This is a genomic window from Bifidobacterium sp. N4G05 (assembly GCF_002742445.1).
GTDB classification, from domain to species: Bacteria; Actinomycetota; Actinomycetes; order Actinomycetales; family Bifidobacteriaceae; genus Bifidobacterium; species Bifidobacterium hominis.
Window position 1 is genome coordinate 99,923 of the sequence record NZ_NJNQ01000002.1, and the last position, 22,708, is coordinate 122,630.

Genomic DNA, 22,708 nt, shown 5'->3' on the forward strand with positions numbered 1-22,708 from the left:
CCTTAACTTTCGTTGCGTCCGGCACGTGTGCCCGCCCACACATGCTGCACGAGGGTAGCGGCGCTCCTCCACAACGCTGCACGTAGTGCGTTACCCTACGAGCAGGCTGGAAAGCGCCGCTTTTCAACGATGATCAAGAACAAGCAGGATGCATACACGCGTCCTTTGGCGCACCAGCACTAGTCGTTGTCGGATTGTTTCGGAATTCCGTAGCTCAACTCGGCAAGGATCTCTTCTTCTGTTTTGTCGGCGGCGTTCAGCTGCCGATTGCCCCCAACGGGCTCACTCAGATAGTAGAGGCAGGCGTCGATAGCATCAAGCGGTACGCCTTCCATTGCCGACAGCAGCAGCCGATACATATCCAACTGCACTAATTTTTCTTGTATTTCTTCTTTTTTCCTAGGTTTTTTTCCAGTTTTCCAATCAACTATCGTATATCGTTTCGATTGGTCCTTTTCGTTGAGACCTCCGAAGAACACCGCGTCAAGCTTGCCGTTGACGATGGTGCCCAATTGCGGCACATTGACGACGATTTGCCGTTCCGCCCACGCGGGCTTACGTTGCGCCCATGCCGACGTAGCAAGACGCTGCTGCCAATCGAACAATGCATTGTTTTCCATCGCATTTTCGACCGTATTTTCGACCGCCGCATTATTTTCTTGAGATTGCATCCTATTGTTGCGTTCGATTTCGGCAAGCATCGACGATCTCGATTCAGCTACGCGCATATTTCCGTTGCCTTCGGTACCGTCGACGATGCAATCAATATCCACGTCGGCCATAATGAACCGTTCCGCCCACGCATGGAACTGCGTGCCCAGCTGCGCGGCCGGCGAGGCAACGTTCGGAATCGGACGCACAAGCCCACGCCAGTAGGTGCGGGCGCCACGATCGTTCATCATGCCCGCGCGCGCCTGCAGGGAAGTGACGTTCTGACGGCCGGACGCAAGAATCTTCTCGCCTTGCGCACGCACCGAACGGTCGAACGCGTCCTGCGATGCGTCGGTCAGCATGTCGGGCATGAGATTGTCATCATCGACCAGCAGCTGCGCGCAATGCAGCAGCGAACCGGCCGAACCGAGCGCAACGTCATCAGCAACAGCATCCGCCCCCACGCCGGCATCCAAGTCCGCAGCGGTGGTGTCCATCGCATCACGCACCTGATCGGCGGACGAACGCAACATTTCGCAAGTCGCTTCAGTCAAATCGCACGGCCATGGCAGGAATCGCTCGCCTTCCAGAGGCTCAAGCGGCGCGTTCCAAGCATCGCCGACCACTGCATCCTCGAAATCGCAGGCATGCTCGCCCACGAAATATCCGTCTGGCAATGGCGCGCCAATCGAATGCAAGCTGGAAATGCCATTTTCGGAAAAATCATCTCCAGAAAAATCTACCCCCGTGGCGTCCTCAACTTCCGCAATATCGTCCAAATTGCTCGGTTCATTCGCCTTGGAAACGATATTGAGCATGGAGTCATACACTTCCTGCCAGAAATTCGACGATTTGGCCACTTGTCTGCGCTCACCCACGGCACGCGGATCACGGCTTTCCACATTCGTTTCGCTATAGGTGAGCAACGCCTCATGACGGGCGCGGGTCAACGCCACGTATGCGAGACGACGCTCGTCGGCATGCAACCGGCGGCCATATTCCTCGCTCTGCGTCAAATACAGTCCATCAGGATCGACGCCTTCCATGTCGTCGACATTCATGGTGCGCAGGGTGCCGAACACTTCATCGTCGATGATTTCCGCATCTTCCAAGGCTTCCAAGGCCTCCAACGGATTCCAGCCGACGAGCGCGTCATGGGGGAATCGCGGCAGAATATCCGCATCCACGCGCACAGGAACAGGCACCGCGGCGGGATTCGTCAGCCACGTTTTGGCGTTTTCATGGTATTCGGGAGGCGTCCATACGCCATCCCGGAAACCATTGAGATGCGTTTCATCAACGGCCACGCTCAGATTGTCGCCCTTGTTACTGGGAAATCCGCCATCGGTCATGCCGACCACGGCCACGGCATCCCATTCAAGCCCCTTCGACTGGTGCACGGTCATCAACACCACGTCGACGGGCACATCGGGGGCCACCGCGTTCTCTTCGGAAGCGTCGCGCAGCGAATCCACCCATGAGATGAACGCGCGCAGACTCGGCACGCCTTGCGATGCGATCTCCTGCATATACGTGTCGACGAGTTTCATCACAGCGTCTATCGGCGACTTGGCGAGCGCCACGTGGGAGGCGTCAAGCGTGGCCTCGGCATGATCGGCACGCATATGCCGAGCCAGTAGCATGTCGATGTCAAGATTCAACGCCGTAATAGCTTCGCGAACCACCTCCGGCAGCGGGTGGCCGAGCACACGCTGTACTTGGCGGAGCATATCCGCGGCACGCAGCACCGCCTGCACTCCCCTGCGGCTCAGCCTGCCATCGATGAGTTGTTCAAGATCGTCGCGCAGCATGAGATCCACCAGAAAAACAGCATTTGGCACTTGGTCGCGGTATTCGCGCACAGTGGAGCGGATTTCAGCATTCGACAGACCAGAGTCGGAAATTGTTTCGCCATTTCCGAAATCACTGGTTTTCCCGGAAGTACCGGAATCACCGGAATTTATAGAATCACCGGAATTCCCAGCTTTCGTAGCATGCGCAGGAACAATTCCCGCCGATACGAGCGCACGATACCGGTACACCGTATTCACTCGCTCCGCCGTGTCCGCAAGCGCCTGCAGATCGTCGGCTTCAACGGCGAATCGTGGCGTCGCCAGCAGTCGCATAAGCGCCGCACTGTCGGTATGGTCGCTGACTACGTGCAGCAGGGCGAACACATCCTGCACTTCCGGACGTTCCAGCAGGACCGCCTGCCCCACGACCAGCGTGGTCAGTCCGGCCTGCTCTAGCGCTTCCGCGTATTTCGGCATGGTTCCTTTGGATCGGAACAGCACCGCCACATGCGGGCGATTGTCTTTCGCACCATGGTCGAGGTCACGCGCAGAGGGCGTATGCAGGGCGATCGCATGTTTGGCGAAACGCACGACCGCATCGACTTCCTGACCGAATGTGGCAAATCCGAGCACGCCAACCGTGCCTTCGGGTGCTTCTTCGATATTGGAGAGCGCAGGCACGTCGACTTCGCGCATCAGCGAGCTGCTGAGGCGTCTGGCTGGCAGACGCAACGGTTTAGTGAGATTGTTCGCCGCCTCGAGCACCATGCGCGAATTGCGCCGCGTCACCGTCAATGCGAACGGTTTGCTGGTGGCGTCCATGCCGAAATCGTGTTGCAGCATACGGAATGCGCCCGGACTTGCGCCTCGCCATGCGTAGATCGATTGGAAGGGGTCGCCGACCGCGTTGACCGCGCTGCGATGCGTATCGTCAACGTGGAACAGCGCGCTCAGCAGTGCGGCCTGCGTGGTGGAGGTGTCTTGGTATTCGTCAAGAAGCACATGCGAGTAGCGTTTGCGGTACGTTGCGCCGATGGACGGGAATCGGGAGACCAGTTGGAATGCCGCGATGGTGAAATCGCTGAATTCCGCCATATTGCAGGCGCGTTTTTCGGCATGATAATCAAGCACGAGGTCGAGCAGCAGATTGCGCTGCTTGGCGACGGATGCGAGTTGCGCACTGTTGTATACGCACATGCTGTGCCCAAGTTCGCGGTATTTCTCCAGTTTCTTTTCGTAATCCGCGTCGGAATCCTTTTTCAGCCGTTTTGGTGGTTTTTTGGATTTTGGCTGCTCAGTTGGCACGGTTTCACCGTCAAGCGCCTTGTCGACCTGTTTGATGAACGCTTCGTCCCAGTCGCGCACGCGTTGCACCGCCTCGTCGAAGCTGGTGCAGTCGCCGCCGATCATAGCTCCGGAAATGGCGTTGGACAGGGCGAATACGTTGCCCGCTATGGTGTTGAACGATTTCAGATCGCCGTCGAACGCCATGAGATCGCCCATATGCTTGTCGAGCACGGTGTGGATGAGCTGCATGGCTCCGGCTTCGCTCAATGGCTGCGTGTTTTGGTCAAAGCCGACAAGCAGTCCATATTGGCGCACGATGGATTGGAAGAAAGCGTCGTACGTGGAGACTTCCGGTTTGAGGAACGTCATGTTCGCTGATTTCAGGCCGCGTTCGCGCTGGTCGCGAGTCACGGCCGCAGACACTCGAGACAATAGTTCCGAGGCCGCTTTGCGCGTGAAGGTCAGTCCGAGGATCTTTTCAGGGCTCACCCCCTGTTCGATCAGCGTGATGATGCGTCTGGTCATCGTGTAGGTTTTGCCGGATCCAGCGCCGGCCACCACCACCACATCCGCATACGAAGGCGCTTGGACGACGGCAGCCTGCTCAGGACTGTCGGTGAACTTCATGGTTCCGCTCATGCCGTTCTCCTTTCGAATACGGTGTTCTGTTCGCCCGCACAGGCCGGGCAGATCGTAGTGTTTCTGCAGTATTTCACATGTTCCGCCGTCGGTCTTGCGGTGATTTCGTTCGCCCTGCTGGCCGCGGCCGCATAGAAGACCCTCGCGATCATAGTGAGGGACCATACCGCCATCGTGCCGCGTAAGCCAAGGAACTCATTCCAATGCTCATCGCTCACTTCCAACGGAGGAAGCATGTCATCGAGTCCGTCGTGGAAATCCTTGTCGAGTTTTTTGACGTAATAGCGCGGTATGAATTCGCCGGTATTGAGACTTCCATTGGCGAACAGCGCCTGCTGCATATGCGATTCGGCGGCGGTGTCGCCATACGGCGCAGGGTATGCGTGCTTGGCTACATGGAATAGCGCGCTTTGCGTGATGTTCGGCGCGTTCGCCACCGCCTGCGCCCCGCGCATGCCGCTTTCCTCGGGGAATACGAGTCCCAGCTGATAGCAGACGAGCTGCAGATCGTTGAACAGGCCTTCGCCGTTCGGACTTGCACCGGTTTTGTAGTCGATCAGACGCACTTGCTGCGTACCGTCCGCCATGTCACGGCGTTCCAAACGGTCAATTCTGCCGGTCAAGCGCACGGTGAGATGCTCGCTCATGCCTGTTTGAGGCCATCCTCCGACTAACGTTCCCATAATGGCGATCAATTCGTTTCGTGAAATCGCATGAATACCGTCCATCGCATTGTAGGCGGCGAGAATATCGTCGAAATCGAATTTTGCGGTGAATTTCAGTTCAGGTTCGACTTTCGTAAGTTTTCCAACGCTGAACGCATCATTGTTTTTGATTGGATAATCACCATGATTCGATTGCACGAAATACGTGGCAATGTTACGCAACGCATCTCGCGCCTTTTTATCTTTTTTCAATGCCTGATATCGTTGCGCGGGATCGGTGATACCGTTCAGATCGCCGCGTAGACGCTCATATTCGGCATACATTTGCTCGGTGATCGCGTCGATGTTGTCCATATCGCTGATGGCGGTGTGCTGTTCCGGCATGTCAAGTCCGGCTTCGGTGGCCTTCTGTGCCACCGTGTGGATCAGCGAGCCGAAATTTGTGGCGGCGCTGCCCATGCGCGGGCCGGAGAAACGGTTTTCAAGCATCCAGCACACCGGGCACGCCCACAGATTGTCTACCGCAGAAGGAGACAAAGTCACCACGTCGGATCGCCGCGATTTGCCGTTTCGTCCCGACGTCGAGCTTTCCGACGTGTCGCTCATGCCCGTCCGTATGACGGCCGCGATCTTCCGCATGGTGGCCTCGACCGTCTCCCCCATAAACGGCCAACGGTCAGGGTCGGCCGCCGTAACACCATGCGAAGCCAGCAATGCCAACGCTTCCGCGGCATCACGCGCCTTCGGGCTGTCCTCAGGTTCCGACGCAAGCACGCTTCGGGCGGCCGCGACCAGACCACGGGGATCGGTTTCCAGCCCCGCGTAATCGCCTTGGCCGCCGACCGACGCATATTCTCGCCGTTCCATATCGGCGTCGCGATCGCGGTCGAAGCATTCCGGCATATATCCGTATAGAAAATCCGAAGGCACATTGTCGTCATTCAGCACGGCGCTCACCACCACACGCTCGCCGGCACGGGTCAACGCCACCAACAGGCTCTTCTGCTCGGAGGCGAGCACCGACGCCAGTTGCGCGTCCTGCCTGCCCGCCGGAGTGACGATCGTGTCGGACAATACGCCGTGCAGCATCACATCGGCCAGTTCCTCACCGCCGAACAACGTGTTGCGTGGTGTGAGATTCGGCCACTGCCCCTGCTGCAAAGCCGGCAGAAAAACCAGATTCCAGCGCTTTCCCGCCGCTCCTGCGGGAGTCGTCAGGGTCACCGCCTGATCAATGGGCGCGGTATGCGCCAGCGAATCCGCCTCAATGGTCAGCAAACGCACCTGTTCGATGAACGCCTCGATGGTGTGTACCGCGAATTCCCCGCTTGACTCGCCGCCTGAAGCATAGTTGAACAAACGCATCGCCGCGTCAAGCCGATCATTCGCGGCACGGCCGGCAGCCGAATGCTCCAGCGCCACACGCTGCCAGACTTCCGCCTTGCCGCAGGCCCTCCATGCGCAATCCAACACATATTGCGGTTCACGCGAAACCAGTTTGGCTTCCGACTCGCATGTTTTGTCAAGAACCTTCCACAATGATGCGAACGCCTTGATCTGCGGATCCGCGCCCAGCACGGAGGCGATCGCATCGACCACGCGATCGGTATTGCCCTCCATAAGAAGCACGTACAGCGCTTCCATACTCAGCGCGAAATCGCCTTCATGCTCGTCTTCATGCTCACTATCATGCTCGCCATCGGCGCGAATCGCATGATAGTCCGTCATATAATCGCGCCAATCCTTCATCAAACGAGGGAGCAACGCCTGTTGTTCGACGGCAGCGTCCGCCGCATCCTCATCATCTTCGAAATCATCTTCAAAGTAATCTTCGAAATCATCTTCGCCGTATTCTTCGGCAGCATCCTCATCATGGTTCGCAGCCTTGCTTTCCACAATCGAAGCGAGCGAAACCAACGCGTTCATCGCGGATTCGATGGATGCGAGACGGGCCGGACGCCCCTCATGCCGTTGATCACCACCGACCGTGATCAGCGGAGATCCCATAATCAGCGCCACGCGCGAACGAATATAGGATCCGGCGGTCTGCAGGTCCATGGTCGAAGCCGCGATCGTCTGGTTTTTCAATTCCGCCAATTCGATCAGCGCGAACAGGCCTTGCACGAACGGTTCGTCCTTCAACGGTCGTGTCACGCTCGAATAGCGCACGGGAACGCCGTCGGCACGCAAACGCTCGCCAAACGTGCGTACGGTGGCATTGTCGTGTGCAATCACAGCCATGTCGTTCCATTCGCGGGAACGCTGCAAATGCTCGGTTTTGATCTTCCACACCACGTCGTCGAGCTCTTCGGAAGAGGAACGGTACAAGGCCGTTTCCACACTGCCGTCGGCCGGCGTGACACGAGCGCCCGTATCGTCGGCCGGCAACGTTTCGATGGGCATCGCGCCTGGCATATCGCTCATTTTGCCGGGACGATCGGGCAGAGGCACGTCCGTCGACTCCGTGCTTGCGATCGACAGGCTCACTCGCGTCGCGACAAGCGTGCGATAGTCGCCATGCACGCCTTGCTGGTTCGACACGGTTTGCGTGGTATCGCCTTCGTGCGCCGTTTGCAGACCTTCGATGCGTTCAAGCCTCGCTCCCATGCGCGCCTGTGCCTCGTTGAACAGATATTCCGGATACGATCCACGGAACGTCTGCACGGCTTCGTCGGGATTGCCCACCAACAGCAGACGCGTCCCGCGATTATGCAAAGCCTCAAGCAGGGCGAAACCAGCCAACGTCGCATCCTGGAAATCGTCGACGATCAGCATGTCTGGAATATCGGCATCCCATATGTCAGGCACGGCCTCGGTAGCGTCGATCATCAGTTGTGACGCATCAAGACGGTATTCGCCGGAATAGGCTGCGCGAATCGCCGCATTGTATTCCTCACGCAGCGCGAAAGCGAGACGCCACTGGGTACGCAGGCGTTCACGACGCGCGTCAAGCTCGCCATTCCTGCTGGCCGCACGGGCGATGAGCATGTCTTCAAGCTCCGGTTTCGCACCAATTTCATTCATGCGCGCAAGCATGTCTCGCAATTGGCTGGCGAATGCGTCGGTGGAATCGTCGGCCACCAGTCCGGACCATTCGAAAACAGCGAAATATACGCGCAGCAGATCGCAGATAGCGCACTCGTCGCCATGCTGCCTATGTTCCACATGTGATGCAAGCACCTTGCGGATGATCACATCCTGTTCGGCGCCGTTCAACAGTTTCGGCAACGGTTTGCCCTGTGCGGATCTTGCGGCCGTCAGCAGGCGGAATGCGATGGCCGACAATGTGGTGACCGGTCGAGCCTGCGAGACCACAGACAATTCACGGATCGCGCGATCGCCCAACATGTCGGCGATCTGTCTGCCGGACACCGTCATCACAGCATTCGCATCACCATACAGCTTCATCGCGGCGATCAGCATGTCCAACGCAAACTCGGTTTTTCCACTGCGTGGCGCTCCCGCAACCAACGTGACGTGAGCCAGATCTTCCAAATCCATCATGCCTCCCAACACTACTAGTCTCATCCTCCCTTACCTGACAGAATCCGGCAATGGGAAAACTTATGCCGGAAGGCTCGATGGCTGCGAAAGGGGCGGAAGACATGGGAACAGCCTCGAACGCCCGTCTTTGCATGCGAATATTCAACCCCTTACTGGTAGGTTTTTGGGTTGGTCTTCGGCTAACATGGCCTTTGGAGAGAGCGGCTGAAAACATACGCACTACGAGGAAAGAGAGCATATGGAAGCCATGGACGGCACTCCCCCTCAAATCCCTGGGTACGCATTCGCCCAGAAGTTGGGTTCAGGTTCCGAAGCGAATGTGTACTTGTACCAGCAGCTTTCCCCCAGCCGTCAGGTGGCCATCAAAGTCAGCAGGGGAACGCTCGACCTGCGCGCGGCGGCAAGATTCCGTTCCGAGGCGAACTTCATGGGCAAGATCTCATCACACCCTTACATTCTTTCGGTGTACGAAAGCGGAGTCACCACCACAGGCAACGGCTATACCGTGTTCGAATACGCTCCGGGAGGCAATTACAAGACCTTCCTGGAATCCAACCGTCTCAGCGCAGACCAGATGCTCACCGTCGGCATCAATCTGGCAAGCGCCCTTTTCACGGCGCACCGCGAAGGCATCATCCACCGCGACATCAAGCCCAGCAATATTCTTATCAACGCGCATGGCATGCCCATGCTTTCCGATTTCGGCATCGCGGGAACGATTTATGGGCGCCCCGGCATCGGCTACACCATCGCGTGGGCTCCGCCGGAAGTGCTTGCGAAGAACGGCGGAGGCAACGAATCCTCTGACATCTATTCTTTGGGGGCGACGCTGTCCGCCATGCTGATGGGCCAGTCGCCGTACGAATACGGCTATTCCGCAGCTCTTGGCGCAACCCGAGGCAAAAATCGCGGCGCTCTGCTGCGGAACATCATTCTCACCAATCCGCTGCCCAAGCTCAACAGGCCGGATATTCCCCAGCAAGTGGAGCGGATCCTGCGCAAGGCGTTGAATAAAACTCCGGAGGACCGATATTATTCCGCATACGATTTCGCACGTGATATGCAGCGTGCGCAGCAGGAATTGTATGGCCATGCCACGCCGACCACAGTTGAGGGGGAACCGCCGTTCCCGCAGAACCTGTACACGCAGGCGCAGACGAACGTTCAGGTTTCGCCGACTGCCCCAAAGCAGCGCAGCACTTGGGCCAAGCCTCTTGCGATCGTTGTTTCGGTGGTCGTCGCGATTGCAGCCGTCGCGCTGGTGTTCACGTATGCGATCATGCCGAATATGGATTCCGCTTCCGACAACAGCAGCGTGCAGATCAAGAATCCAGGAACACGCGATCAGGAGAACGATTCACCGGATTCGGCCATCACCACCGGCAGTGTGCCCAGTGTCGAGAATATGACCGGGTCATATTCCGCCGATGGCAGCAGCGTGCAGTTCACTTGGGTGAACCCCGACCCTCAGGATGGGGATTCGTACGTGTGGTCACTGGTCGGCGATGCCGGCATCGATTCGAACGCCCAGGGAACCACCACCACCGACACTCATATCAGCATCGAACCCGCCGACGGCTCGCAGACCTGCATTCAGGTGAGCCTCATCCGGACCGACCGTCAGATGTCGCAGAATCCTACGATCGCGTGCGCAGCTAAACCATAAGCATCGCAGCATTTCGCAACAGGGTCGGCCGACGGCATTATTCAATCGCAGGCGACGTCCGGAACGAACACAACGACAATCGGAACATTCAGGGAAGAACCGGAAATGGGCAAACGCAAGAACGCAGCCAATCAGTCGGCACAATCGTATGAACGTCAATTGCGCTTCGGATCGATGATGCGCAAACTACTGTTGCCGTCGGGAAGCAGACGGTGGATCACACCGATCATCATGCTGCTTCTGCTGCTGGGCATCATCGCAGGCGCGTTCATCGTCCATTCGGTGACGCAACGGCATGTGCAACTTGACGACGGCACCGTGTGGATCACTTCGCTGAAGGACCGCAAGGCCGCACGATTCAATGCGAAAAACAAGGATGTGAACGCTGGAGTCTCATCCGCGGCCTCCCGTTTCGACGTGGCCCAACATAATGGCAGCACCGTGATTTCCGAAGGTACGAAAGCCAGCAACATCGCGGCTTCCACCATCAGCGAAACCGGCAACACCGCCATCAAAACGGATATCGAAACCATTGTCGGAGGCGACACCGCAGCGTTCATCAATGTCAAAACCGGCAATGTGTGGGTGGGATCCGCTTCCGATGTGAAATCCGTCAATCCAACCACCGACAAGCCGAACATGAAGCTGGGATCCGGTGGAAAAATCGCGTTGACACACGACGGAACCGTATACGGATACCGTGCTTCCGATGGTGCGGTGCTGAGCCTCGACGGGCCGCAGGGCACGAACGAGCAAACAGACACAATCAAAGGCGCACCGCATGCCGAATCGTTCACCGTTATCGGCGCAACCCCGGTCGTGGCGGCGAAAAGCACCGTGTACTGGCCGCAGGGAAGCGCAGCCATCAATCTGCAGGGCGACATGACCTTGCAAACCCCTTCCACGGACGGCAAACAGAACGGATGGGTGGCCGTGGCGACACCACGTGGACTCGCAACGGTGAACCTCAGCACCAAGAAAACCTCTGAAACCCCGAATTCCGGCAAAGGCGAGGCCGCCCAGCCGGTATCCACAGGAGGATGCGTATTCGCCGCATGGGCACAGAAAGCCAACAATTACGCCAAAGCATGCTCCGCCGACGGTTCGGACACGACATTCGACACCCTGACCAACATCAACGCCACTTCGGAACTGATATTCCGCACCAACCATCGTCTGGTCATACTCAACGACGTGGTCAACGGCAACGTCTGGAATCCGCAGGAATCCACCAAAGTCATCAAAATCCAATGGAACAAGGTGGAAACCAAACAGTCGAAGCAGCAGGAACAGAACAACGATGGTGCCAACAACCAGCATAATTTCAGCAAAACCTGTTCGTCGCAATCCGGGCAGATCAAAGCGGAAGACGATTTGCTCGGCGCGAGAACGGGATCGCAGCAGATTCTCGACGTGCTTCGCAACGACGAGCAGACCGACTGTTCCGTGCTGCGCATCACCTCGGTAAGCGCCCCGGACGGAGCCAACATCAGCGTCTCACCCGTATATGACGGACGATACCTGCAGCTCGACGCATCCGCGGCAGCCGAGGGATCGGTATCGTTCAGCTATGAGATTTCCGACGGACGCGGGCAGACATCCAACGCCAACGTGAACCTCACCTTGGTCGGAAACGACGACAACGCGCCCCAGCAAACCGATACGCCACCGGAAATCGACGTGGAGCAAGGAGCCACCTACACCACCAACGCTTTGGGCAGCTTCTCCGACCCCGACGGCGATCCGCTCACGCTCGTATCCGCAACCCCGCAGAACACCGACCAGGTGACCGTCTCCACGCGAGCCGACGGGCAGCTCGTATTCAACGCGGGATCCATGTCTTCCGGCAGAGCCAGCATCGAAGTAACCGTTTCCGACGGACAGCAGACCGGCACCGGCATGGTGTATTTCTCAGTGAAACCGGCCAACACGTTGGCCGCGGTGATTGATCCGGTAGTCAAGCAGACCACGCCAGACGCACGCACCACCGTCTCGCTCAAACAATACGTGCACGGCACCTCGGCCGAACCCACGCAGCTGACCGCCGTGGAAACCCCATCCGGCGCATCCACAGCCATGAACGCCACCGACATGTCGTTCACCTTCAGCGCGGCCAACCCCGGCACCTACTACGTGCCCTACACCATCACGCAAGGAACCATTCCCATGACCGGCCTGGCCCGCATTGAAGTACAGGCCGCGACCGGAGACTCCGCCAAACCCATCGCCGCCAACGACGTGGCACTGCTCGGCGCCGACAACACCGCGATCGTGGAGCCCCTGGCCAACGACGTCGACCCGATGGGCGGCGTATTGTCCGTGACCAACGTGACCGCCGACGCGGCAAGCGGCATCAAAACCGGCGTCGTGAGCAACAAGCGCGTCTACATCACCGCACGACAGGTGCCGACCGAACCCGTGCAAATCAAATACAGTGTAGCCAACGCAGCAGGCACGTCGACCGGCGTGATCGTACTGCAGCCGCCGGCGTTGACCACCTCCAACTCCATACCGAAAGCCGACAACATCACCACGCAGGTACGCACCGACGGCATCGTCTCCATCGACGTGCTCGACCACGTTACCTACTCCGACGGCACCACGGTAAACCTGCAAAACGACCTGCAATACGACAAGAGCACGTTCAAAGGACTCGTATTCGTATCAGGCAACACCGTACGATACCAAGCATCCGACCAAACCGGATCCTTCCCCGTAACGTACACGATCAAAGACAATCTCGGCAACGCGGCATCTGCCACAATCACCATCAACGTGCATCAAAAAGACGCCGAAAACAAGGCGGCGCCAACACCATCCGACGTTGAAGCACAGGTTGCGGCAGGGCAGAAAGTCCAAATCCCAATCACCTTGACCGGCATCGACGCCGATGGTGACGACGTGCAGCTGCTCGGCCTTGGCAACAAGGCTCCGACGCTCGGACGCATCTGCGAAGTCGGAGCCACCTACCTGGTATACGAGGCATATGCCGATTCCGCAGGAACCGACACCTTCTCATACGCCGTCGAAGATTGGACCGGACAACGATCCCAAGCGCAAATCCGCGTGGGCGTGTTCACATCCGGCACCGACTCGGGCGTGTACGCGCGCGATGACGAAATCACATTGCGCCCCAACACCGCGGCAACCGTACCCGTGGCGCAAAACGACATTTCCGGAGACAGCACCGACCTGACCGTCAGCGAAGACGTCGAATCGCAAGACATCAGCAATGTGACCGTAGTGGATAATGCGCTCGCCTTCACCACACCGCAGCAGGCGGGCACCTATTACGTGGTGTATACGGTCAAAGACAAAGCCGGATTGTCAGGCACCGCAACATTGACGGTGAACATCGATGGCAACGCCACCATCGAACCGCCGACCGCATACGACTACCGTGTGCCTTCTTCGGCGACGATCGACAAGAAATCGGTCGACGTGGACGTTTCGCAATGGATTGCGAACCCTTCCGGCAGCGCCGACGAACTGCACGTGGCCGTTGATGATTCGGCCACCGACCATGCGCATGTCAAAGGCGGAGACAAGTCCACGACCATTACCGTGGAATTGACGGACGAGGCGCGAGCCGTGCCATACACCGTGACCAACACGACGTATGACATCACGTCCACGGCGTTCATCCAAGTGCCCGCATACGGCGTGTTTCCGCCGGCCCTTCGGCCGAAAGCGCCGGCTTTGAAGGTGAACGCGCGCGAGACGATCACCATCAATATCGCCGATTACGTGCGCGTGGGCGCAGGCAAGACCGCATATGTGGACGGCGCCGATTCGGTAAGCGCCACGAAAGCCGCGGACGGCGACCTGTATGTGAACGACCAGACGTTGAAGTTCACCGCGCCGAAGGACTACTCCGGCCCTGCATCCATCACCTTCACCGCGGTGGATGGCAAGCGCGACAAGAACAACAAGGTGAAAATAATCAATTCGGCGGTGTTGACGTTGCCGATCACCGTGATCGGGCGTGACGCGCCCGCGCCGACGTTCTCTTCGCCCACCATCGACGTGGTCGCCGGCGAAAGCGCCACCACCATCGACCTGACCGCGTTGACCCATTCGGCGTCCGACCTATACGACGATGAAAAACAGTACACGTATTCTGGTGGCGCTGATTCCGACCAGGTGAGCGCCAAAGTGAGTTCTAACGGCAAACTGACCGTGTCCGCCGACAAAACCACGTCACCGGGAACCACGGTGAGCGTGCCCATTTCAATCCAATATTCGAAGGGCACGGTGAACGCGGGCGTCACGGTTCGTGTGACGACCTCCAACAGGCCTTTGGCACGCATCAACGCGAAAACCGTGAAGGTCAAGGCGGGAAGCAGCGAGGAAGTGAACCTGCTTGCCGACGCGTACAATCCGTTCCCCGATTCCGCATTGACCGTGACCGGATGTACGTCCGACGGCGCGTCGAAGCTGACCGTGGACTGCCCGTCCAACGGCGTGGTGTCGATCAGCGCAGCTTCCGACATCGGCTCGAGCATCAACAAGGTGATCGTCAACGTGCGTGATGCCACCAATACGAAGGAACGTGAGGTTACAGGCACCATCAGCGTTTCGGTAATGGACAAGCCGGATGCGCCTCTGCTCTCCCCCATCGCGGGAGACCCGCAGGATGGCGCGGTGAATCTGAGTTGGACGGCCGGTTCTTCGAACGGCAGCCCGATCAGCGAATACAAGGTGACGTGGAACGGCGACGGTTCCGGCGAGAAATCGTGCGGTTCCGTGACCTCCTGCCAGATTACCGGTTTGAAGAACGGCAAGACGTACTCGTTCAAGGTGCAGGCCAAGAATGAGGTCGGCTGGTCGAAGGAGTCGAACAGCGTGGAAGGCACGCCTGACAAGCTTCCGGACGCGCCGACCGATGTGAAGGCCGAAGCCGGCAGGAACACCGTCGTTGTCACATGGAAAGCTCCGGAAGGCAATTTCTCCGCCGTCGACGGCTATGAGGTGACGTTAAATGGATCCAATATAGCGAATCCGACGCAAAAGGTTGAAGGTACAAGCTTCACGTTCAAATTCGACGACAATGCGATTACCAATGGCGCATCCTATACCGCCACGGTCAAGGCGCATAACAAAATGAACTGGAGTCAGCCATCCGCCGTGTCCAATGCCGTTTCGCCTTGGGGTAAGCCTGACAAACCAACCATCTCCGCAGTGCAGAATGGCGACAAGATTGTGGTGAGCGGGCGGATCAATGACGCCCGTAACTCGAAATACCAGTCGATTACGGTAAGTATCAGAGACGAAGACAGATCCGTAGAGACCAATGCCACGGACTATTCCGTCGAATTCGACATCAAGAACGAGTGGTATTACAAAGAGACTAAGCCAACGATTACCGTGGTCACGGAACGCAGTGGTTCGTCGAGCAGCGAAACATCCGTTTCGCCCTTCACAGCAGTCGACCCTCCAACCAATGTGAAGCTGGAACTCAGCAACAATACATGTGTGGCGACCTGGTCCAAAAAAGGGCGCGTCACAGGCTTTGTTGTAAGGGCCAAGGATTATTACAATGCTGATCTTCACGAGAACAGAGCAGAATGGCCGCTTTCCGGTAACTGGAGCACCTGCGATACGGTAAATGTCCAGCAATACTTCATTGATACGTCACATATCAGCACCCCTGAAACTGCCAACAGCAATACCGTCGGCAACAAAATCAAAGCGGAAATCACTACCATGCCGACCCTTTCCTGGGATGCCAATGACACGAATCTCATCAAGGTCGCCGGCGGATCGGTGAAAACATGGAATCAAATTGGCAGCTACTCTTTCGTATTCACCGGAGGTGGCAAAACATACGAAATCCCTTGGGCCCAAGGTACCAGTCAGTTGAACGCCGAAAAGCTACCAACGGGGGTTGACTACACATGGAAGTTTAAAGTCACCGGTCCAGACCCGGCACTCAACAACGAGGCAGACGGATCAACGATCAAAGACTCCGACCGCTATAACGGACCAACCCCCGATCCTAAGCCTGATTCTAATCCGGACCAGTCGGGATCAGGGCAAAGTGACGCCCCTACGGCTTCATCCGTAGCTCTTTCCACCATCGATGGAAAAAGCAAGCCGTGGGTGAGAGGCTTGGCCTATTACGCCAATCGCTAGCCGGTATGGCAATCTCGACGAACAATCCAATATCGACAACCAATCATCAATACGACCAATAGAAGCAAGCAAGGAGCACCCATGAGCAACGAAAACGATGACGACGCCACCCAGCTGGGTTCCATCGGGCACCATATGAACAAGCCGCAACAGCCTGGCAATCCGCAGATGCGCCCCGCATTCCAAGCTCCAAGCCTGCCGACGCATCCGCAGAAGCAAAGCGGCGACGATGAAGACACCGTGCTCAGCGCATACAACGCAACGCCCTCCAGGCCTGCAATGCCTACGGTTCCAACAACGCACCCCATGAAGGCGCAACCGGCACAGCCGGTGCAGATGCAACAACCGTTGCCGCAATCGCAGCCAATTCCGGCAGCGGCACCACGCCAATTCCCGCAGGCCACAACATCGCAAGCCAAGCCCGCGCAGCCAGCCGCAACCTCGTCCATGATGTCCGCGCCACAGGCCGACATCACCGAATTCCACAACCAGTTCGCCAAACTGGTCGACAGCGTCTCCCAGGTCGTGGTCGGCAAGGAACAACCGATCCGCCAATGCGCCACCGCCATGATTGTCGGCGGCCACATTCTGTTTGAAGACAACCCCGGAACAGGCAAGACGCAGCTGGCCCGAGGCCTCGCCAACTCCATCGACATGTCGTTCAAGCGCATCCAGTTCACTCCGGATCTGCTGCCTTCCGACGTGGTCGGCGTAACCTACTACGACCAAAAGAACGGCGAATTCGAATACCGCGAAGGCCCGATTTTCGCATCCATCGTGCTTGCCGACGAAATCAACCGAGCCTCGCCGAAAACACAGTCCGCGCTGCTCGAGGTCATGGAAGAGCAGAAAGTCACCGTCGACGGCGAAACCCACGCGGTACCGCAGCCTTTCATGGTCATCGCCACCCAGAACCCCATAGAACAGCTCGGCACCTACAAACTACCGGAAGCGCAGATGGATCGTTTCCTCATCAAAACAACCATCGGCTATCCGAGCCATGACGTGAGCGTGAGCATTCTCAAGCAGGTCAACGTCACCGACCGTGCATCCACCGTACATGCGGTGCTCACCGGCAACGACGTGCTGCGCATGCGTGCCATCAGCGAAACCGTGCATCTTGACGACGCGATCCTCGAATACATCGTGCGCTTGGTGGAAGCGACGCGCCACAACGAACGCATTCAAGTCGGATCGTCCATGCGCGGCGCACTCGCGCTGACCCGATGCGCCCGTGTGTGGGCGGCGTCCAACAATCGCGGATATGTGGTGCCCGACGATGTGAAGCAGCTGGCTGTCGCCGTGCTCGCGCACCGCATCACGCTCACCGCGGAGGCCACGTTCGCCGGATCCACCCCCGAACTGATGATCGAACAGATCCTCGAAAACGTACCTGCACCGACCGTAGGCGCCACCGTCTGAAACGTATACCCGACACAGCTGCACACTGCACGCGCAGCACGACAGAAGCGCACAACCGCACGAAACGTTCGCAAACCCCCGAAAGGTCAAGTATGCGACAATCCAAAACCATGCAACGCAGGAGAACCATGCAACGCAGGAGAACCATGCAACGATCCCTGCGACGCATCAAGCATCGCATCAAACGACTGGTCACCTCATATGTGTCACCACTCGGATGGGCAGTAGCCGGACTCACCATCGCCTCGCTCATAGCGTTCACGATCCTCGGATGGCATGAACTGCTGGCCATGGCGATCATATTCGTCTGCATGATGGTCGCCGCCATCATGCTGTCGCTCGGCAACACGTCGTTCACTGCCACCATAGACGTGTCCAGAAGGCGAGTCACCGTGTCAGACACCGTGAAAGTCGACGTGTGCGTCGACAATCCGGGACACACGCCAACCACATCCGCACGAGGCGACCTGTCCATCGGCGACAATCACGAACGATTCTCCATCCCCATGCTCACCGCTGGCCAATCACACCAAACAACCGTGGAATTCGCCGCCGTCTCCCGCGCGGTGTTGCCGGTCGGACCGCTTTCCATACGCAAAGGCGACCCATTCGGACTCGTACGGCACGAAAAGAAACTCGCCGACCAAATCAACGTGTTCATCCACCCGCAAACCGTCATGCTGAACACACTCAACGCCGGAATTCCGCGAGACTTCGAAGGTCAGCCCAGCGGCGAAATCGTCGACGACGACCTCGACTTCTACGGACTGCGCGAATACGAGCCGGGCGACGACGTGCGCAACGTGCACTGGCTCAGCTCCGCAAAAACGGGAGCACTGATGATCCGCCAATACGAAGCAACCCGACGTACCAACACCGCATTGACCATCAGCGTGAACCCAGACGACTACCTCAGCTCCGACGAATTCGAACTGGCGGTATCCGTCCACGCATCCATCGGCGTGCAATGCCTGCTCCAAAACCGCCCGGTAACCTCCCATGCGGGAAACGAACACGCCACGCCATGCAACTCCACGGAATTCCTCGACGGATGCAGCGCCATTACCCCCGACATCAACGACAATCCGAACCTCGCACAAACCACCCTCGCCCACGCCTCCGACTCATCGTTCTACTACATCACCGTCGGCAGGCTCAAAAGCATCGACGAGATCAAACACATAGCGCTCGCGCTCCCCCGATCAGCAACCTGCGTGGTACTGCAAACCGCCATCGGGCAACCACGCGCCATCAAACAATACGCCGACTTCACCCTGGCGACCGTAGGAAACCTAGACGATCTTCCAATGATCATGGGGGTACTGGCATGAGCACCGCAGGATTCAGCAAACACAGCATCAACGCCAATACCGGCGAAACCCGCGCCGATCACACCACCGGATTCGGCAACACCTTCACCGAATCATCCACCGGCACCTTCACGGAAACAGGCACCGGAACAGGCTCATGGGCCGACTCCACACACTCCGCCATCTGGATGTCACGAGACGGCAAATCGCAAGTCCTTCCCTACTTACACCGACCACGCGCCTCGCAATACGCAAGCTTGCTCGTAGCAGCCCTGCTCACCCTCGCCGCAGCCAGCAACCTCATCGACGTCTACGGATCAGCCGCATCCTGGGCCCTCGCCGCCATTCCAGCCACCATCATCGGATCACTCGTGGCGCTCGCAGGCACGGTTCCCGCGCTCCGCCTCTGGTGGCAGATACTGTTCACGGCCGTCGCGCAACTGGTTGTCGGCCCGGTTCTGTTCCTCAACGACACCACCATCACACACTTCATCCCAACCCTGCGTACGCTTACGCAAGGTTGGATGCAGATGCTTGGCTCCTTCAAATTCATTCTGTCGGTCGAGCCTCCAACCGGTACCGCGGACGGCTGTCTGCTTGCCGTATGGACCATCTGCCTGTGGTTCGCGCTGCTCACCGGTATTTTCGCAGTGACGGAAGATGGACGATTCACCATGATCGCCATCATTCCCGTCATCGCCAATCTTGCGATCTGTGCATTGCTCGGCTCATCTTCCGGCTATTACCGCATATTCGTCGGCATCGCGATGGCGCTTGTGCTCGTGATTTGGATCAGTGCACGTTGGAAATTACTGGAATTGGGACGTTGGATCAGTTCCGTGGTAATCGTGGTTGTTTCCATCGCATTGGCGATCGGAGGATGCCTTGCCGTCGGCCAGGACCGCACCATTCTGCGCGACCATTACGATCCGCCGCTCAGCCCGTACGATTACACAAGCCCGTTGAGCGGCATGCGTTCGTACATCAAAAACAGCAAGGACGATGTGCTCCTCACCGTTCAAAACCTGCCCGCAGGATCGGGCGTGCGGCTAGCGGTCATGGACCGTTTCGACGGCAACGTATGGAACCTGTCCGATTCCGCCATGTCATCGGACTCCTCCAACTACCATCGTGTCGGCACCTCTATCACCAACAACGCCGAAGGCAAGAAATTCACCGCAACATTCACCGTGAACAAAGGCCTGAGCGACTACTGGCTGCCCATGGCCGGAGCCGCATCGAGCGTGACCTTCGACAACAGCGAAAACGCCGACTCGTTCTATTACAACAGCGACACCATGTCGGCCATCTACCCTTCACGCACTTCCGAAGGCCTCACCTACACGGAAACCGGCATCATGCCAACAGTTCCCACCGACAAGCAAATCGTCAAAGCCAATGCAGCCTCCATCAGCCAGCCAAAAGCCGAAGACGTGCCCGATTGTGTGGACAAACTCGCCACAGCCATCGCCGGCGGCCAATCCAAAGGCGGCGAAGCAGCCCAGGCCATCGCCGAAAAACTCAAGGAATCAGGCTGGTTCTCGCACGGCTTGAGCGGCGATTACCCGTCTACCGCCGGCCACGGCAACTACCGTATCGACCAGCTGCTCGCCGGAACGGCCATGGTCGGAGACAGCGAACAATACGCCTCCGCAATGGCACTCATGGCGCGCAGCCTGGGACTTCCAAGCCGAGTGGTGCTTGGATTCCTACCAAAAGATGATGAAGGCGACATCAGCGAAAACCGCACTGAAAAACAAGGGAAAAACACCGTCATCGAATTCACCGGCAACGACGTGACCGCATGGGTGGAAATCAAACTGGACGGCTACGGCTGGGTGGCGTTCTACCCGACGCCGAAGGAAACCAAAGTCCCCGACGAAAACCAGAACCTCACCCCACCGAACCCGCAGAATCTGGTGCGTCAGCCCCCAGTACCCCTCACCGACCCGCTGCGCGACGATAACCAAGCCAAAGGCAGGTCCTCAATCGGCGGAAGCATGGCTGACGAAACGTCAACCAACCTCTTCTGGCAGCATTTCGGCAGAATCGCAAGAAAAGTAGCCATCTACGGAAGCCCCCTGTGGACGCTGCTCATCGTATGCGGCCTCCTGCTCGCTATCAAAGCGATCGCATTGGCACGGTCAAGAAAACACGGCAGCGCGCAACAGCGAGTGGCAGCAGGATGGCAATCCGTGGCGGCGCTCGCCCGGCAAAGCGGACTTGACATTCAAGGCACGCGCAGCGAACAGGCGGTCTCCATCGCAAGCCAGATGGATATTTCCAGTGAAACGTTGCTTGCCTTGAGCACACAAGCCGATTACGCGACCTTCTCCGGTAATACCGTCAACGAGGAGCATGTGCAGCAGTATTGGCGCGATATTGAGCAGGAACGCCAGTACATGCTCAAGTCATTGCCGACATTGCGCAGATGGCGTGCCAAGCTTTCGCTTGCCGACGTTTTCCATTTTCAAGGCAAACGCGGCGCGAGCGACGATTCAGCGAATAACGCAGCGGATACGGCAACCAATATTTCGGATGACAACGATTGAAACGTCAGCAAAATCGGAGATCATGAGGATATCGTCGATTTGCAGGAAGGCACATTGCAGACGTTGCGAACCGTTCAATAACGCGCATGTTCCCGCAATGGCAAGCGTCGATGATTAGATTGCCGCTTTGTTCTCAGCGCATTCAATACAATATTTACAGATCACGAGATAAGGAGACCATGATGGTCGATTTCGATACCGCGGCCGCAGCTGTGCAGGATCCGAACGCAGATCCCGTGCTCTTGGCGAAAATCGCTTACGAAAATCCAGAATTCGGCGCGAATGTGGTTGCCAATCCGCGTGCGTACCCTGGTCTGAAACGTTGGGTCGCTCAATTCGGCGATGAACGCGCACGCCAGCAGCTGGTCGCATTGGGGTGGCCGGTTCCGCAGGAAGGCGTTATGCAGAGGAATACCGAAACCGTTCCGGAACAGGCACAGCAATCCCAAACGCAAGCGCAGTATCAGCAGCCGCGGCAATCGTCGGACGTGCAGCATCAGATGCAATACCAGCCGCCGGCAACCGACCAATACCAGCCTGAATCGTTCATGGAAGCGCCGGCATCGAATATGGCGAACGACGTTTCAACGGAATATGTCGACCCGTACACTAATCCAGCGGATTTGTCGGAAGTAGCCGATTATTCTTCGGCCCAGCCGCAATATGACGGGCAGCAGTACGCGGAGCCGTACACGGACAACGCCCAGCACGCCATGCAGCCGCAGGAACCGGCCGCATCGAATAGCGGTTTTACCGCGGAATTGGCCATGACCACGCAAGACAAGATGCTGATGGCCCAAATCGCGAGCGAGGCTCCGGAGCTGCACCCCTTCCTCGCACGCAATCCGAATATCTACCCGGATCTGCTTGACTGGCTTGCCAATCTCAATGATTCCGCCGTCAACGCGGCCATCCGCCTGCGCCAGTAGCAAATAGCCGGTCAGCAAGCGCCAGTTGGCAGGTAGCGAATCGCAATAGTCAAGAAGGGCTGTATGCGCATCCTCACGTGTACAGCCCTTCTTCTACTCTCGACATCGTTCATTGTCGCGCCGTCATTTCAGTCATCCCAAACCTTGCGGTTTGA

Annotated in this window: 8 protein-coding genes; 6 read left to right on the forward strand and 2 right to left on the reverse strand. The window is 57.8% G+C overall.

Going from position 1 to position 22,708, the window contains the following annotated elements; all coding sequences use genetic code 11:
• Positions 1 to 179: 179 nt before the first annotated feature.
• Both CE153_RS02245 and CE153_RS02250 read right to left on the reverse strand, forming a co-directional pair.
• Positions 180 to 4,370 carry an ATP-dependent DNA helicase gene (locus CE153_RS02245; RefSeq protein WP_099594990.1) on the reverse strand — a complete coding sequence of 1,397 codons (4,191 nt, stop codon included), beginning with the start codon at positions 4,368 to 4,370 and terminating at the stop codon, positions 180 to 182.
• Positions 4,367 to 8,539, reverse strand: coding sequence for a PD-(D/E)XK nuclease family protein (locus CE153_RS02250; protein ID WP_099594991.1), 4,173 nt, complete (start codon positions 8,537 to 8,539; stop codon positions 4,367 to 4,369). Before CE153_RS02250 ends, CE153_RS02245 begins: the two co-directional genes overlap by 4 nt.
• Before the next feature lie 238 nt (positions 8,540 to 8,777).
• Between CE153_RS02250 and CE153_RS02255 the strand changes: the two genes are divergently transcribed.
• The 6 genes from CE153_RS02255 to CE153_RS02285 all read left to right on the forward strand — a co-directional run bounded on the left by CE153_RS02255 (position 8,778) and on the right by CE153_RS02285 (position 22,553).
• Entirely contained in the window at positions 8,778 to 10,205 is a 1,428-nt protein-coding gene (locus CE153_RS02255) for a serine/threonine-protein kinase (protein ID WP_099594992.1), read from the forward strand.
• Between the two features lie 105 nt (positions 10,206 to 10,310).
• The gene (locus CE153_RS02260; RefSeq protein ID WP_099594993.1) at positions 10,311 to 16,340 is read left to right on the forward strand and encodes an Ig-like domain-containing protein; all 6,030 of its coding nucleotides are present in this window, start codon (positions 10,311 to 10,313) and stop codon (positions 16,338 to 16,340) included.
• Positions 16,341 to 16,421: 81 nt separating this feature from the next.
• Entirely contained in the window at positions 16,422 to 17,762 is a 1,341-nt protein-coding gene (locus tag CE153_RS02265) for an AAA family ATPase (protein WP_099594994.1), read from the forward strand.
• 146 nt (positions 17,763 to 17,908) lie between these two features.
• Complete coding sequence (locus CE153_RS02270) at positions 17,909 to 19,093, forward strand: DUF58 domain-containing protein (RefSeq protein ID WP_442861960.1); 1,185 nt, start codon at positions 17,909 to 17,911, stop codon at positions 19,091 to 19,093.
• Positions 19,090 to 21,624 (forward strand): DUF3488 and transglutaminase-like domain-containing protein, encoded by a 2,535-nt coding sequence (locus CE153_RS02275; protein ID WP_052189196.1) that lies wholly within the window; start codon positions 19,090 to 19,092, stop codon positions 21,622 to 21,624. Before CE153_RS02270 ends, CE153_RS02275 begins: the two co-directional genes overlap by 4 nt.
• A 182-nt stretch (positions 21,625 to 21,806) precedes the next feature.
• On the forward strand, positions 21,807 to 22,553 hold the full coding sequence (locus tag CE153_RS02285) for a variant leucine-rich repeat-containing protein (RefSeq protein ID WP_099594995.1): 747 nt from the start codon (positions 21,807 to 21,809) through the stop codon (positions 22,551 to 22,553).
• Positions 22,554 to 22,708: the final 155 nt, after the last annotated feature.